Source organism: Bradyrhizobium sp. 22 (assembly GCF_000482425.1).
GTDB classification, from domain to species: domain Bacteria; phylum Pseudomonadota; class Alphaproteobacteria; order Rhizobiales; family Xanthobacteraceae; genus Bradyrhizobium; species Bradyrhizobium japonicum_B.
This window is the reverse complement of sequence record NZ_KI519399.1, coordinates 3123990-3138036: the sequence shown is the minus strand read 5'-3', so window position 1 is coordinate 3138036 and position 14047 is coordinate 3123990. Positions and strand designations below refer to the sequence as shown.

Here is a 14047-nt window from a genome sequence, read left to right as displayed (position 1 = left end):
GGACTTAAGTGCCAACTGGTTCAGCCGAGAGGACGAAAGATGAAGGCGCTGGTTTGGCACGGCAAGGAGGACATTCGCTGCGACACCGTCACGGACCCTGAGATCCAGGATCCGCGCGACGCCATCATCAAGGTCACGAGCTGCGCCATCTGCGGCTCAGACCTGCACCTGTTCCACAATTTCATCCCCGGCATGCTGCCCGGCGACATCATGGGCCACGAGACCATGGGCGAAGTGGTCGAGGTCGGCTCCGGCGTCGACGGCAAGCTGAAGAAGGGCGACCGCATCGTGGTGCCCTTCACCATCATTTGCGGCGAATGCGACCAGTGCAAGCGCGGCAACTTTTCCGTCTGTGAGACCACCAACCGCAAGCGCCATCTCGCCGACAAGGTGTTCGGACACGCCACCGCCGGCCTGTTCGGCTACACCCACCTGACCGGCGGCTATCCCGGCGGCCAGGCCGAATATCTGCGCGTGCCCTATGCCGACGCCACCCACATCAAGGTGCCCGCGGGCATTCCCGACGAGCAATTGCTCTTCCTCAGCGACATCTTCCCGACCGGCTGGCAGGCCGCCGTGCAATGCGACATCGAGCCGACCGACACGGTCGCGATCTGGGGCTGCGGCCCGGTCGGACAGATGGCGATCCGCAGCGCCATCCTGCTCGGCGCCAACCAGGTGATCGCGATCGACTGCCTGCCCGAGCGCCTCAGCATGGCTGAAGCCGGCGGCGCCACCACGATCAATTTCGAGACCGAGAGCGTGCTGGAGCGGCTCCAGGAGCTGACCGACGGCAAGGGCCCGGAGAAATGCATCGATTGCGTCGGCATGGAATCGCATGTGATGGCCTCGCTGCCCGACACCCTGCTCGACCGCGCCAAGCAGATGGTGATGGCGGAGAGCGACCGGCCCCACGTGCTGCGTGAGATGATCTATGTCTGCCGGCCCGGCGGCATCATCTCGGTGGCCGGCGTGTACAGCGGCCTGTCCGACATGCTGCCGATGGGCGCCTTCATGAACAAGGGCCTGACGATGCGGACCGGCCAGACCCACGTCAACCGCTGGACCGACGATCTGCTGCGCCGCATCGAGGACGGCGAGATCGACCCGTCCTTCGTCATCACCCACACCGTCCCGCTCGAACAGGGACCGGAGATGTACCAGGTGTTTCGCGACAAGCGCGATTCCTGCGTCAAGGTCGTGCTGAAGCCCTGAAGGAGCAAACCCATGTTTCATTTCTCCAACATCGTGCGCACCAAGGGCGACCCCAGGATCATCGAGGGCGGGCCGAGCCTGAAGCAGCCGGCCGACCAGCTCGCCCGCGCGCTCGGCTGGTTCAGCATCGGCCTCGGCGTCGTCGAGTTGTTCGCGCCGCGGCGCGTCACCGAAACGCTCGGCATGGAAGGCCACGAGACGATGGTGCGGGCCTTCGGCGTCCGCGAGATCATGGCCGGGATCATGACGCTCTCGGTCGAGAAGAACGCCGGTCTTTGGACGCGCGTCGGCGGCGACGGCCTCGATGCCGCCGCGCTGCTGTCGGGGCTGACACCGGATAATCCCAAGAAGGGCAACATCGCGCTGGCGCTGCTGATGGTCGGCGGCATCGCCATGCTCGACTACCGGGCCGCGCAAGCCACCAAGTCCCGCCGCCCCGCGCGCGATGCACGGCGCAAGCTCTATCCGAACCGCAGCGGTTTCCCCAAGGGCGTCGAGAGCATCCGAACCGCGGCGAGGCAGATCGCAGCGCATGCGGGACAGAACGAGGTGAAGCAAGGTGACGAGCGACGAGTCCCCTGACAAATCTGCGTGGTGGGAATCCGCCGTCATCTACGAGATCGCAGCGATCTCCTTCCAGGACTCCAACGGCGACGGCAAGGGTGACCTCGCCGGGCTGATCTCGCGCATCGACTACCTGCAATGGCTCGGCGTCGACGCGGTGTGGCTGACGCCGATCTACCGGAGCCCGTTCCGCGATCTCGGCTACGACATCTCCGATTATTGCGCGATCGACCCCGCCTTCGGCAGCCTGGAGGATTTCGACCGCCTGCTCGCGGCGCTGCACGCGAAGAGCATCCGCCTCATCCTCGACCTTGTCCCCAACCACACCGCCAATGATCATTCCTGGTTCGTCGAGAGCTCGCGCCACGGCGCCAGGGCCGATTGGTACATCTGGGCCGATGCGGCCGAGAACGGCGGGCCGCCGAACAATTGGCTGAGCCGTTTCGGCGGCAGCGGCTGGGAATGGTGCGAGGCACGGCGGCAATATTACTACCACTCCTTCCTCGTCGAGCAGCCCGACCTCAATTGGCGCAACCGGCATGTGCGCGCCGCGATCGCCGACGTCATGCGGTTCTGGCTCGACCGTGGCGTCGACGGCTTTCGCGTCGACGCAAGCGCGGTCCTGATAAGGACGCGCTGATGCGGGACAATCCCGCCAATCCCGACGCCGAGGGCAAGCCGCCGCCGCAGCGTCAGAGGCCGGTCTTCACCGACGACCGGCCGGAGACGATGGATTGCATCGAGTTCATCCGCAGCGTGATCGACCAATATCCGCAGCGCATGCTCTGCGGCGAGGTCCAGGGCAAGACCGACCGCATCGGCCACTTCTACGGCAACGCAAAGCCGCGCCTGCATCTGCCGCTCAATTTCGCCCTGCTGGACTCGCAATGGGACGCGCTGTCGCTGCAAGCGACCATCGATGCGTATTTCAACGCGATCCCGGACCACGCCTGGCCGGTCTGGGTGATCGGCGGCCACGACAAGCAGCGGGTCGCCAGCAAGATCGGCGAGGCCCAGATGCGCGTGCTGGCGATGCTGCTGGTGACCTTGCGCGGAACGCCCTTCTTCTTCATGGGCGACGAGATCGGCCGCAAGCGCGTCCCGATTCCGTCCGACCGCGTCCGCGATCCCTTCGAGAAGCTGGTGCCAGGTTTCGGCCTGTGCCGCGATCCCGAGCGCGCGCCGATGCGCTGGGACGACAGTCCCGACGGCGGCTTCACGACCGGCCAGCCATGGCTGCCGCTGGAGCGGCCCGATGGCGCGGCCAACGTCGCCGCGCAGCAGCGCGACGAGCGCTCGATCCTGGCGCTGTTTCGCGCGTTGATGGCGCTGCGGCGCGAGCAGGCCTGCCTGCGCCGGGGCGGTTACGAGCCGCTGCGTTCGCAGAACGACGTTCTCGCCTACAAGCGCACCGACGGCGGCAACGGATTCCTGATCGCGCTCAACATCGCCGCCGAGCCGCGGAAATACCACTGGCAGGGCCGCGGCCGCCTGCTGATGTCGACACACCTCGATCGGCCGCCGGAGCCAGTGCCGGACGCATCCATCCTGCTCCGCGGCAATGAGGGTGTGATCATCGCCATCGAGGCGCGGTGACGGCAGGAACCATCGGCGCGCCAGCGCGTCTGATCAACGCCTCCGACATCCCCCCTGCGGAGGCGGACTGCGCGAACCGCGGCCCCGGCGCTCGCCGCCTCAGGCGCCGGGGCCTGCGGCACCAAGCTTGGCGGCAGGCCAACGGAGAGGCGTCAAGGGAGGCAGCATGGGCAAGACGAAAGGTCTTCGGCAGCGGATCGTCGGCAAGGCCAGGCAGGCCGTCGGCGAGATCATCGGCGACCAGGATCTCCACGATGACGGCAAGGCGCAGGCCGAGCGCGGCCGCGACGAACAGGACCAGCCGAGCGAGCTCAATCCGCTGAAGAAGCTCAAGCAGCTGACGTGAACGCGCAGCCGCGACCAACGCTCTCCGACACGGCACGGTACGCTGGCGGAGGCGCGTCGTGGCTGGCGCGGCGACGGCGTTCGCGCTGGATCGCCGCCGCCGAGCTCGGCCTGATCAGCAGCACGTTCTCGACCCTCGTCAGCCAATTGTTCGCCGCCCGTATCGGCCGCGACGCCGCGGTCGACTGGATGACGGTCGCCGCCATTCCGGCGCGGGACTGGGCGCTCAGTGCAGAGCCGTCGTGGAGCGCGCTCCTCGTCGGCATCGCCTTTCATCAATGGGCGGACTTCTCCTGGGCGCTGGTGTTCTTCGGCGTGCTCGGGCGCTGGACCGCGGACTTGTGGCCGCGAACGATCCTGCTGCTCGCGCTGCCGTGGGCGGTGTTCTCCTCAGGCCTGGAATGGTTCGTGCTGGTGCCGCTGTTTCCATTCTGGCAGCCGCTGTTCACGCTGCAACAACCGTACTGGATCGGCCTGCTGGTCCATGGCGCCTCTGCCGTGATGTATCCCCTGTTCGCCCGGCTGCGCTGGGCGCGCGGCCAGGCGCCGGCGCGCGACATCCGCTTCACCAATGCCTGGGCGACCGGCGCGGTTGCCGTGGTCGTGCTGCTCGGCGCGATCGCATGGTTCGGCAGCCACGGCTACGAGCCGGCATGGATGGGCCGCGACAGGGATGCGGACCAGGCCTATATCCGTCACATGACCGCGCATCACGCCCAGGGCGTCGAGCTGGCGCGGATCGGCGCAGAGCGCGCCCAAGACCCGCATCTGCGCAAGCTCGCGATGTTGATGGCCGCAAGCCAGGCCGGCGAGATCAGGATCTTCGAGAACTGGTGGCTGAGCTGGTTCGATACCGAGATGCCCGATTGCAGCACGGAGGAACGCGCTGCCATGCCCGGCTACCTGGCACCGACCGAGATGCGGGCGGTCAAGGCCGCGCCATCCGACCAGTTCGATGCGGTCTTCATCGAGGCCATGAGCAGGCATCATTCCGGCGCGGTCAGGATGGCCGACCGGATGTGGCAGAGCCGCGGCGATCTGCGGCTGCGCATCATGGCGCATGCCATTCGCCACGGGCAGCAAGGCGAGATCGCGCTGATGCGGGGCGTGGACGGCGTTGCAGCCGTCGCCACGGCGTTCCGCAACATGTTCGGCGACAACGTCAATTGAGCACGCAGCAGCTACTCGCGCCAGAACTCGGTCAGCTCCTCCGCGGTCACCAGGTCGACCTGACCGTGGAAGCGGGTGCGGTACATCGTCATCAGCGCGTCGTGCCCAACGTCGGAGGAGCTGCCCAGCGCGTCCTCGACGATCACGACCCTGAAGCCGAAATCGACGGCGCTGAGGACCGTCGAAAGCACGCAGACGTCGGTCTCGGCGCCCGAGATCACGACCGTGCCGACCTCCTTGTCGACCAGCCGGCCCGCAAGGCCGGGATTGCTGAAGGCGGAATAGCCCGGCTTGTCGATGATTGCAGCCGGCGGAACGAACTTGTCCAGGGCCGGCACGAGCTCGAGCGCGGCCGGCGGAAGATGCCTGCGGGTGGCCTGGTGCCAGCGGCGAAAATAGGTCTGCCATTGCCCGGCACGATCTTCCGGATCCTGCGGCGTGATGAAGCGGGTGAAGATCGTTCTGGTCTGATAACGCGTAACAATGGAGGCGATCGTCGGCAGCACGCGCTCCATCCAGGGTGTCGCCCACAGACCTCCGGGCGCGAAGATGTTCTGCATGTCGATGCAGAGGTGAACGGCGTTCCTGATCTCGGCAACATCCGAGGCGCTGTCTCTCATTGCCTTCCACCGGCGAATGCATGGCCGCGGCACGTCCGCGGCGGGCTTACCGACAGCAAATGCGGTTGCGGCGGCCATCGTTCCGCTCGGTGCGGCCGGCAATCCAGCAGATGAGGCCCGGACGCCATCGCCCCGAGGCCGGGAGGTCTTTGAGGTTCGCCGGCCTCAGGCACACCCGCGCTGGACCGCCGGACGCGCCAGGCCCCGCTCGAGCCAGGCACCGACCGATTTGAACTGGGTGAACGCGACGAGATCGCCGGCGCCATAGAAGCCGATGAGATTGCGCACCCAGCCCAGCATGGAGATGTCGGCGATGGTGTAGTCGTCATCCATGAACCATTGCCGGTCGGCGAGATGCGTCTCCATCACACCGAGCAGGCGCCTGGCCTCAGTGACGTAGCGGTCGCGGGGCCGCTTGTCCTCGAAATCCTTGCCGGCGAATTTGTGGAAGAAGCCGACCTGGCCGAACATCGGCCCAACGCCGCCCATCTGAAAATGCAGCCACTGGATGGTCTGGTAGCGGCGCGCGGGGTCCTGCGGCAGGAGCTTGCCGGTCTTCTCCGCGAGGTATTGCAGGATTGCCCCGGACTCGAACAGCGGCAGCGGCCTGCCGCCCGGACCATTGGGATCGAGGATCGCCGGGATCTTGCCGTTCGGGTTGAGCGAGAGGAATTCAGGTGTCTTCTGCTCGTCCTTGCCGAAGTCGACCCGGTGCGCCTCGTAGGGAAGTCCGATCTCCTCCAGCATGATCGAGACCTTGACGCCGTTCGGCGTCGGCAGGGAGTAGAGCTGAAGCAGCTCGGGATGCCTGGCCGGCCAGCGCCTGGTGATGGGAAAAGCGGATAGATCGGACATCGGCACTCCAGCTGTTCGTGGGATGCCGCGCAGTCTAGGCGAGCGGACGAACGACGCAAGGCCGGCCAATCGTCTGGATGATCGCGGAGAAGAGCCGCTGTGCGCTTGAAGCGACTAAGGCGGCAGCGTTGCCATCCTGACGATCGGGCTGACGATCGGGGTCATGGTTTCATGCTGCAGTCGATACTGGATGAACCAATCTCCTGTGATCAGCAGCGCGGCCGTGAAGGCAGCCGCGAGCGTCGCGGTCGCCCATTGGCAGACGTCGTACATGGCCTTTGTCCCTCAACTCCTTCGGCTAAACGCCAAGCTCACGCGTGGTGTTCCGACGCCGTACGACAATTTTGCCAGTTTTTCCCGTTTTCACAAACGAGACATTGCGTGGTTTCGAGGGACCATCGAGCAGCCCTGCGCGTTGTGACGAGATGAACATCGAAAAACGTGCCCTGCTCGACCACGCGCAACGCTGTCGCAGCGTCGCGGACGATCTCGCCCATCGCGAAGCCGCGCGGCGGCTACGAGCAATGGCCGATGTCTACGAGGCGCGAGCAGCAGGATTGGACGACGAGGACGGCTCCCCAGAGCCCGACCGTCACGAGCGCAGCCGCCTTGCCGATGCAGGCGATCGGCAGAATTGATCGGTTCAATAGTTGATCTCCATCCGCAAGCCGCGCGGATCGACCTCCTCGCCACCGACGCGCTGGGTGCTGTCACGCGCTGCGACCGCGCAGGCACAGGCATCGATGAGATCGTCACGACCGATGCCGGTGCCATGGCGAAGCGTCAGCCATCTCTCCAGCTTGGTGAAGCCGCGGTCTCTCAGCAGCGCAACGCGCTGCTCGCGGCCCCGTGGCGACATCTTCGGCTCGAGCCGCACGCGCCCTGCCAGATTCCAAAACACCAATTCCGGATGCGACTCGCCGATCGTCGCCTGCCGCGCCGGCGTCATGACCTCGTCGACCTCCCTGATCTTGTCTCTGATATTCCAGAGCTGCGCCGACACGCCCCTGCCCTTGCCCTCGTGCGCCCAGTAATGCCGATTGGCCGCCGCCATGTCCGGGAATGTCCAGAGGTCGCGGCGCGCACCGAGAAACACGGCGGGGCCAATCAGCTCGCGGGCCCGCAGATCGCAAGCGCGATAGCCGCTCTGATTCAATCCGATCGGCATGTCGATCATCGCGCGCGCATGCGGCAGCGCGAGCAGGCGCGTTAGGCGAGTTGAGTAGTCGAAGCCGTGATCGCCGCGCGCGTCGATCCAGGCCGCGACCCAGCCGAAGCGAAAACCATCGAGGCCGAGATAGTTCGACACGTCATGAGTCCGTGTCTTGTCGTCGGCGTCCTGCAATTTTCACACGCACCTCGCTTGACATCCGCAAGTTGCGGGCGTATGTCCCGCGCCCTCGCAAGCACTTCCGTTTGCGATAGACACCATGAACCGAGCGATGCTGAACCGCTACGAAAGAATTGTCCGCATGCCGAATAGCCCAGAGCTATTCGATTGCGCATGCCCGGCTCATGGGAGCGATCTTGCCTGACGCAAGATCGACAGTCCGCTTCTCACGGACCCTCCCGAGCCTGCCGCTCCGGAGGGTTTTTTGTTGCCCGCCGCGCGGCCCAACCGAACAACCCGGCATCGGCCGGAACGGGAGACCCGGATCCCGGGGCTCGCGCTGGAGAGGCGCGTGTCCAAGTGCGCGGGGCCTGCCGGAGGGAACGAGGCGATGAGCCGGACACCGATGGCAGAGCGAACCCAAAGGGTTCGCAAAGTGCGGCGCGTCGACAGCGCCGCGATGGAATTTTTGTAACTCGGTTTGCCGCGACGATCGCGGCTCGACCGACGCTGGTGGTGAAGATCTCGGATACTTCTCCGCAAGGCAAAGCGGGTGATGCCTCCCGCCTTTGACACACGCACCGGGATGCGGCCTCGGAAATGGCTTGCACGCGGCCCGGCGCAGGATCTGTTCGCAAGGACGGTGCCTGTGTTGTCGTCACTGAAAGCCGATATCGCCCGTTCCCCAGCGTACCCCATCAAACAGCCGGTGCGAAAGCACCGGCCAGGCGGTGGTGAAGATGTCTGCTACTTCGTGGTAAAGGCGCGAAAGCGCCGAGCAGGTTCGAGCCCTGCGCGCCGAAAGGCGGTTCGCCCGCAAGGGCAGCAACAGCATCGATCGTTCCCCGCCAATCCCATCACGGTCCGTGGTGAAGATTTCTGTTACTTCGCCTGCCACGCGAGAGGTCGCGGGTTCGAATCCCGCCCGGTGTCCCATGCACCGGTAGCTCAGAGGATAGAGCGCTTTCCGGCGAGCTTCGGCTCGTCGGGTACAGCAATCGCCCGTTCCCGGATCGTGTCCCCTTAGCCACCGCCGGTGGTGAAGAGCGCTGTTACTTCGGATCGCAATGTCGAAGGTTCGACTCCTTCCGGACGAAAGTCCGTAGCTCAGCGGTAGAGCATGTGACTTGCCCGCGAGGGCAGTACAGCCTCGCCTGTTCCCCGGCACCCGTTTCAATCCCCATCAACCCAAGAGGAGGCCATCATGGTCAGGCTCAACAAGATCGTTCGCGCCTTCACGCGAGAGGGCGCGCGCGCGGTGCGCTTCACGCCCGAGATGGAGCTGAAGCGCGCGCTGATGAACTGCCTCCTGTGGGAGGACCAGTTCTACGAGGACGGCGTTGCGATCGCAGACCGCATCAAGGCCCTGGTGCCCAAGGTCGCGCCCGCCAAGGTCGCGCAGCTCGCGATCGAGGCACGCGAGGTGATGAAGCTGCGGCACGCGCCGCTGCTGGTCATCCGCGAGATGGCGCGGAACGAGAAGCACCGCGCCCTCGTGGCGGATACGCTTCACCAGGTGATCCAGCGTCCCGACGAGATGACGGAGCTGCTCGCGATCTACTGGGCGGATGCACTGGGCCCTCAGCAGCAGCGCAAGCGTCAGCCGGTCTCGGCCCAGGTCAAGAAGGGCCTTGCCCGCGCGCTGACCAAGTTCGACGCCTATCAGCTCGCCAAGTGGGACCGCGACGGTGCGGTGCGGATCAGGGACGTGCTGTTCCTGGTCCACGCCAAGCCTAGGGATGCTGAGCAGGAGAAGGTGTGGAAGCAGCTCGTCGACGGCGAGCTCGCTTCTCCCGACACCTGGGAGGTTTCGCTCTCGGCCGGCAAGAGCAAGCGCGAGACCTTCGAGCGGCTGATCGCCGAGCGCAAGCTCGGCGGCCTCGCACTGCTGCGCAATCTGCGGCTGATGCAGACTGCGCAGGTCCCGCGCGAGACCATCGCAGGCGCGATCGAGGCGATGCGGACGGATCGCATCCTGCCCTATCGCTTCATCACGGCGGCGCGCTATGCGCCGGACTTCGAGCCCGAGCTCGAGGCTGCGATGCTCAAGTCGGTCAAGGACCATGTGCGGCTTCCGGGCCGGACGCGGCTCCTGATCGACGTGTCGGGCTCGATGTTCGCGACCCTCTCCGCGCAGTCGGAAATGACGCGTGCGGAGGCGGCGTGCGGCCTTGCCATCCTCGCGCGCGAGATCTGCGACGAGGTCGAGATCTTCACCTTCAGCAATGAGGTCGTGAAGGTCCCGCCCCGCCGCGGCTTCGCGCTCAGGGACGCGATCATCAACTCGCAGCCGCATGGCGGAACCTATCTCGGCAAGGCCGTGACGGAGATCGACCGCAAGGGCGATCGCCTGATCGTCTTCACCGACGAGCAGAGCCACGACCAGGTGCCTGAGCCCAGAGCGCGCGGCACCATGGTCAACGTGGCCTCGTATCAGCACGGTGTCGGTCACGGCGCCTGGACCCGCGTCAACGGCTTCTCCGAGGCCGTGGTCGCGTGGATCGCGGCGTCGGAAACGGCGTTGAACTGATGCGCAACGACAGCGGCCCCGGACGCAAGATGCGCCCGGGGCCTTCCGAAATTTCTGAAATGATCCGCCCGCCCCGGCTAGATGCGTGCGGACTGCAAGCAGGACCTAAGACCATGCGACGACCCGATCCCTACATGGAACGCGCCCGCGAGCTCTGCCTCGCCGCCGGTGTCGATCCCGACGCGCGCGTCGGCGAAGGACGCGGCCAGCCGGCCTGGTGCCTGTACAAGGACGCCGCGCGCAAGGAGCATCTGGCCCGCGAGGCCAATGCGACCGCGAGCTCGATCGCCGAGTTCCGAATGCAGGATGCCCGCTTCCAGAATGCGCCGCTGAAGGTGTTCGGCCCGCACGAGGAGGCGACGATCGCGCAGATGCGCAACTGCATGGCGGTCGGCAACGTCGTCTCCGGCGTGATCTGCGCCGACGGCCATCTCGGCTATGCGCAGCCGGTCGGCGGCGTCATCGCCTATGAGAAGCAGATCAGCATCTCCGGCGTCGGCTTCGACATCGGTTGCGGCAACATGGCGGCCCGGCTCGACACGCGCTTCGACGACATCGCAAGCCGCGTGCCCACGATCATCCGCGACGTCGCCAGGACGATTTCGTTCGGCGTCGGCCGGGCCAACGCGGAGCGGGCCGAGCACGACCTGTTCGACGACGGCGATGCCTGGCGCGAAAGCGACATGGAGTCCTACCGCCAGAAGGCGGTAGCTCAGCTCGGCACGGTCGGATCCGGCAACCACTATGTCGACCTCATGCGCGACGAGGAAGGCTTCGTCTGGATCGGCGTCCACTTCGGCAGCCGCGGTCTCGGCCACACTTCCGCGACGCGCTACCTCAAGGCCGCCGGGGGCAAGGACGGCATGAACGTTCCGCCCGCCGTGGTCGACGAGGACAGCGAGCTCGGCCGCCGCTACATCGCGGCGATGCAGCTCGCCGGGCGTTATGCCTATGCGGGCCGCGAGTGGGTCGTCGAGCGTGTCCGCCAGATCATCGGCGGCAGCGTCACCGAGAGCGTGCACAACCACCACAATTATGCCTGGCGTGAGACCCACGACGGCAAGGATCTATGGGTGGTGCGCAAGGGCGCGACACCGGCGTTTCCCGGCCAGAAGGGATTCGTCGGCGGCTCGATGGGCGACGACGCCGTCATCCTCGAAGGCGTCGACAGCCCGGAAGCCAGGGCCTCGCTCTACTCGACCGTGCACGGCGCCGGCCGCCTGTTCGGACGACGCGAGGCGAAGCGGCGCTTCTCACGTGCGGAGATGGACCGCTGGCTCAACGAGCGCGGCGTCACCCTGATCGGTGCCGACCTCGACGAGAGCCCGATGGCCTATCGTCGCCTGCCCGACGTGCTGGCGCAGCACGCCGGCACGGTGAAGGTGCTGCACACGCTGCGGCCGTTCGCCGTCGCCATGGCCGGCGAAGGCGAATTCGATCCGTGGAAGGACTGACGCGAAACCGCGGGCGGGAGGTGATGCCTCCCGCCCGCTTCGCTTCGGTTTTGGAAAGCGGGACCGCCGGTCTCGTCAGCCTCCGGCGGCCTGATAGGCCAGGCGCTTGAACTCGAAGAAGAACGGATTCCAGAAGCCCATATAGCGCTGGGTCATCAGCACGCCGGCGGTGTTGGCCTCAGGGCAGATCCACCAATGGGTCCCGGCAAGGCCGCCCCACTGGAACTCGCCGGTCGAGTTCGGCGGATCGAACGGCGTCGGCGCGAAGGTGACGGCGCCGCCGAGGCCGAACCCCTTGCCGGGCATCGGGCCGAGATTGGCGAAGCGGATGGTCTGCCCTGCGGGCAGCTGGTTCGACATCATCTGCCGCAGCGTCTCCGGCTTCAGCAGGGCATCCGCACCGGGCAGCAGCGCGCGGACCAGCGCGAGCATGTCCGGCAGGGTCGAGACCAGACCGCCGCCGCCCGAGAGCCGCGGGAACGGCCGCCGATAGGCTTGCGGAAACGGCAGGTTGTCGGCGCGCGTCAGGCCCGGCTTCATGGGATCGAACACATCGGCGCCATTGTAGAGCGCGACCAGCCTGCCTTGCTGCGCCTCGGGCACATGGAATCCTGTGTCGGTCATGCCGAGGACATCGAAGATGCGCGACTTGAGGAAGGCATCGAGAGATTGACCCGAGACGACCTCCACGACACGGCCGAGCACGTCGGTGGCAACCGAATATTCCCAGGCCGTGCCGGGATGATAGGACAGCGGCAGATCGGCCAGCTTGTCGATCAAATCGGAGAGCGGCGTCAGCGGATTGAGCACGCGCGCCTCGTTGTAGCCTTTGAACAGCACCGTGCCGGGATCGAAGATGCCGTAGCTGAGCCCCGCGGTGTGGGTCAGGAGCTGGCGGATCGTGATCGGGCTCCTTGCGGGCTCGACATCGGCAAGGCTCGAAGCGTCCTGCTTGAGCACCTTGCGATGGCCGAGCTGCGGCAGGAAGGTCTCGATCGGATCGTCGAGCCCGACGCGGCCTTCCTCGACCAGGAGCATGATCGCGCAGGTGACGAAGATCTTGGTGTTCGAGAACGCGCGGAAGATATGATCAGGCCGCAGCGCGGTGCTCGCCTCGCGGTCGGCAAAGCCGACGCATTGCTGGTCGACCACCTCGCGCCCGCGCAGCACGGCCCAGGACGCGCCCGGAATGATCTCCTGATCGACGTAGCGCTGCATCGCCGTCCGCGCGGCGGAAAAATCGGTCGTTCTGGCGCCCATGCGTCTCCCCGAATTTGTGGTTGGGACGGGTATAGCGAAAATTCGAGGGAAATGAAGCGCGCTTATTCTTCTCTCATGAACGCCGTCACGTACAGCCGGCGCCGGATCCGCATGCCCTGCCGCTGGTACAGCGCAATCGCGGAGATATTGCTCGAAAACACGTGCAGGAACGGGATTTCGCCCCGTGCTTCGATCCGCCGCGCGACCGCAGCCAACAGCGCCTGCGCATAGCCGCGCCCGCGATAATCCGGATGCACACAGACGGCCGTCATCTCCACGAACTTGCCCGGCTTCATCCGCTCGCCTGTCATCGCGACCAGCTCGCCGCCCGAGCGAATGCCGAGGAACGTGCCGAGCTCGTGGGTGCGCAGCGCGAACGGCCCGGGCTTGGTCAGCTCCGTCAGTGCCATCATCGCGGGCACGTCGGCCGCTCCCAGCGTGACGATCTCGGCATCGCGCGGCGGGCTGTCGGCGGGCGAGCCGATCATCTGCTCGCCTGTATCTGCGAGCACCACCTTGAAGCCGCCGGGAACTTCGACCGGCTCTGGCGTGAACAGCGCGGCGACCTGCGTGCCCGACAGGAGATCGCGGAGCGCGGCAAAGCTCGCCGCGGACATGTCGACCATGTCGGCGAACGGCGTCATGTCGACGGGATAGCGCCGCGCGAGCGGGCCGCCTTCGGCCAGGTGCTTCTGATTCGTCGTCAACGCACTCCAGATCGGACGATCGAGCAGCGCCTCATCGCTGTCGGTCACCGGTCTAATCCTTCTCGAAGCTGACGATGACGGCGGCATTGGCGATGAGAATGGGATCGTTGGCCACTTCCGTGGCCGAGGGGATCTCCAGCCCACCCTTGACCGCAGTGACGGTCACGGTGCCGTAGGGAAGCTCCCTGGCCACGGCTTCCTTGTCCACCGCCTCGGGGTTGGGCACGCCGATCGTGACGTCCACGAACATGTCGTTCGCGGTCTTGCCGATCATCCGGAAGAAACCGAGGCTGGAATGCCTGATGGCATCCGACACCGCCCGCTTCGCCGCCTTGGTGGCGTCCCTGCCGTGGACGTCGACGCCCATGCCCATCTCGGTGACACAACGAACGCGGGTCATT

The 14047-nt window shown here is 66.1% G+C and carries 15 protein-coding genes, 1 tRNA gene and 1 pseudogene; 9 read left to right on the top strand and 8 right to left on the bottom strand.

Features of this window, described 5'->3' with window-relative positions; translation table 11 throughout:
• Positions 1 to 39: 39 nt before the first annotated feature.
• The 5 genes and pseudogenes from K410_RS0116120 (at position 40) to K410_RS0116100 (ending at position 4890) form a co-directional block, all read left to right on the top strand.
• A complete protein-coding gene (locus tag K410_RS0116120) occupies positions 40 to 1215 on the top strand; it encodes a zinc-dependent alcohol dehydrogenase (protein ID WP_028135855.1) in 1176 nt (391 codons plus the stop codon).
• 12 nt (positions 1216 to 1227) lie between these two features.
• The gene (locus K410_RS0116115) at positions 1228 to 1797 is read left to right on the top strand and encodes a hypothetical protein (RefSeq protein ID WP_028135854.1); all 570 of its coding nucleotides are present in this window, start codon (positions 1228 to 1230) and stop codon (positions 1795 to 1797) included.
• Positions 1775 to 3375: pseudogene (locus K410_RS0116110) on the top strand (alpha-amylase family glycosyl hydrolase). The gene K410_RS0116115 and the pseudogene K410_RS0116110 overlap by 23 nt, the downstream one beginning before the upstream one ends.
• A gap of 166 nt (positions 3376 to 3541) precedes the next feature.
• A complete protein-coding gene (locus K410_RS0116105; RefSeq protein ID WP_028135853.1) occupies positions 3542 to 3721 on the top strand; it encodes a hypothetical protein in 180 nt (59 codons plus the stop codon).
• Entirely contained in the window at positions 3718 to 4890 is a 1173-nt protein-coding gene (locus tag K410_RS0116100) for a DUF305 domain-containing protein (RefSeq protein ID WP_028135852.1), read from the top strand. Before K410_RS0116105 ends, K410_RS0116100 begins: the two co-directional genes overlap by 4 nt.
• 11 nt (positions 4891 to 4901) lie before the next feature.
• Here K410_RS0116100 and K410_RS0116095 read toward each other — a convergent pair whose 3' ends face one another.
• The 3 genes from K410_RS0116095 to K410_RS40390 all read right to left on the bottom strand — a co-directional run bounded on the left by K410_RS0116095 (position 4902) and on the right by K410_RS40390 (position 6638).
• Positions 4902 to 5510: a cysteine hydrolase family protein gene (locus K410_RS0116095; RefSeq protein ID WP_028135851.1), complete on the bottom strand. Its 609-nt coding sequence runs from the start codon at positions 5508 to 5510 to the stop codon at positions 4902 to 4904.
• Between the two features lie 165 nt (positions 5511 to 5675).
• Positions 5676 to 6365: a glutathione S-transferase family protein gene (locus K410_RS0116090; protein WP_028135850.1), complete on the bottom strand. Its 690-nt coding sequence runs from the start codon at positions 6363 to 6365 to the stop codon at positions 5676 to 5678.
• 114 nt (positions 6366 to 6479) lie between these two features.
• Positions 6480 to 6638: a hypothetical protein gene (locus tag K410_RS40390; protein ID WP_196236019.1), complete on the bottom strand. Its 159-nt coding sequence runs from the start codon at positions 6636 to 6638 to the stop codon at positions 6480 to 6482.
• A gap of 152 nt (positions 6639 to 6790) precedes the next feature.
• On the opposite strand from K410_RS40390, the gene K410_RS39530 reads away from it, so the two are divergent.
• Positions 6791 to 7003 (top strand): hypothetical protein, encoded by a 213-nt coding sequence (locus K410_RS39530; RefSeq protein ID WP_155253424.1) that lies wholly within the window; start codon positions 6791 to 6793, stop codon positions 7001 to 7003.
• Positions 7004 to 7008: 5 nt separating this feature from the next.
• On the opposite strand, the gene K410_RS0116075 is transcribed toward K410_RS39530, so the two are convergent.
• Positions 7009 to 7674 carry a DUF429 domain-containing protein gene (locus K410_RS0116075; protein ID WP_028135849.1) on the bottom strand — a complete coding sequence of 222 codons (666 nt, stop codon included), beginning with the start codon at positions 7672 to 7674 and terminating at the stop codon, positions 7009 to 7011.
• 679 nt (positions 7675 to 8353) lie between these two features.
• The gene (locus K410_RS39525) at positions 8354 to 8530 is read right to left on the bottom strand and encodes a hypothetical protein (protein WP_155253423.1); all 177 of its coding nucleotides are present in this window, start codon (positions 8528 to 8530) and stop codon (positions 8354 to 8356) included.
• A 105-nt stretch (positions 8531 to 8635) separates the two neighbouring features.
• Here K410_RS39525 and K410_RS39520 point away from each other — a divergent pair.
• The 3 genes from K410_RS39520 to K410_RS0116065 all read left to right on the top strand — a co-directional run bounded on the left by K410_RS39520 (position 8636) and on the right by K410_RS0116065 (position 11679).
• A tRNA-Arg gene (locus K410_RS39520) sits at positions 8636 to 8792 on the top strand.
• Between the two features lie 107 nt (positions 8793 to 8899).
• Positions 8900 to 10225, top strand: coding sequence for a TROVE domain-containing protein (locus K410_RS0116070; RefSeq protein WP_028135848.1), 1326 nt, complete (start codon positions 8900 to 8902; stop codon positions 10223 to 10225).
• A gap of 113 nt (positions 10226 to 10338) precedes the next feature.
• A complete protein-coding gene (locus K410_RS0116065; RefSeq protein WP_028135847.1) occupies positions 10339 to 11679 on the top strand; it encodes an RtcB family protein in 1341 nt (446 codons plus the stop codon).
• A 75-nt stretch (positions 11680 to 11754) separates the two neighbouring features.
• Here K410_RS0116065 and K410_RS0116060 read toward each other — a convergent pair whose 3' ends face one another.
• The 3 genes from K410_RS0116060 to K410_RS0116050 form a co-directional block, all read right to left on the bottom strand.
• Complete coding sequence (locus tag K410_RS0116060; RefSeq protein ID WP_028135846.1) at positions 11755 to 12939, bottom strand: serine hydrolase domain-containing protein; 1185 nt, start codon at positions 12937 to 12939, stop codon at positions 11755 to 11757.
• Positions 12940 to 13001: 62 nt separating this feature from the next.
• Positions 13002 to 13733: a GNAT family N-acetyltransferase gene (locus tag K410_RS0116055; RefSeq protein ID WP_155253422.1), complete on the bottom strand. Its 732-nt coding sequence runs from the start codon at positions 13731 to 13733 to the stop codon at positions 13002 to 13004.
• Positions 13699 to 14046 (bottom strand): Lin0512 family protein, encoded by a 348-nt coding sequence (locus K410_RS0116050; RefSeq protein WP_028135844.1) that lies wholly within the window; start codon positions 14044 to 14046, stop codon positions 13699 to 13701. Before K410_RS0116050 ends, K410_RS0116055 begins: the two co-directional genes overlap by 35 nt.
• Position 14047 lies beyond the last annotated feature (1 nt).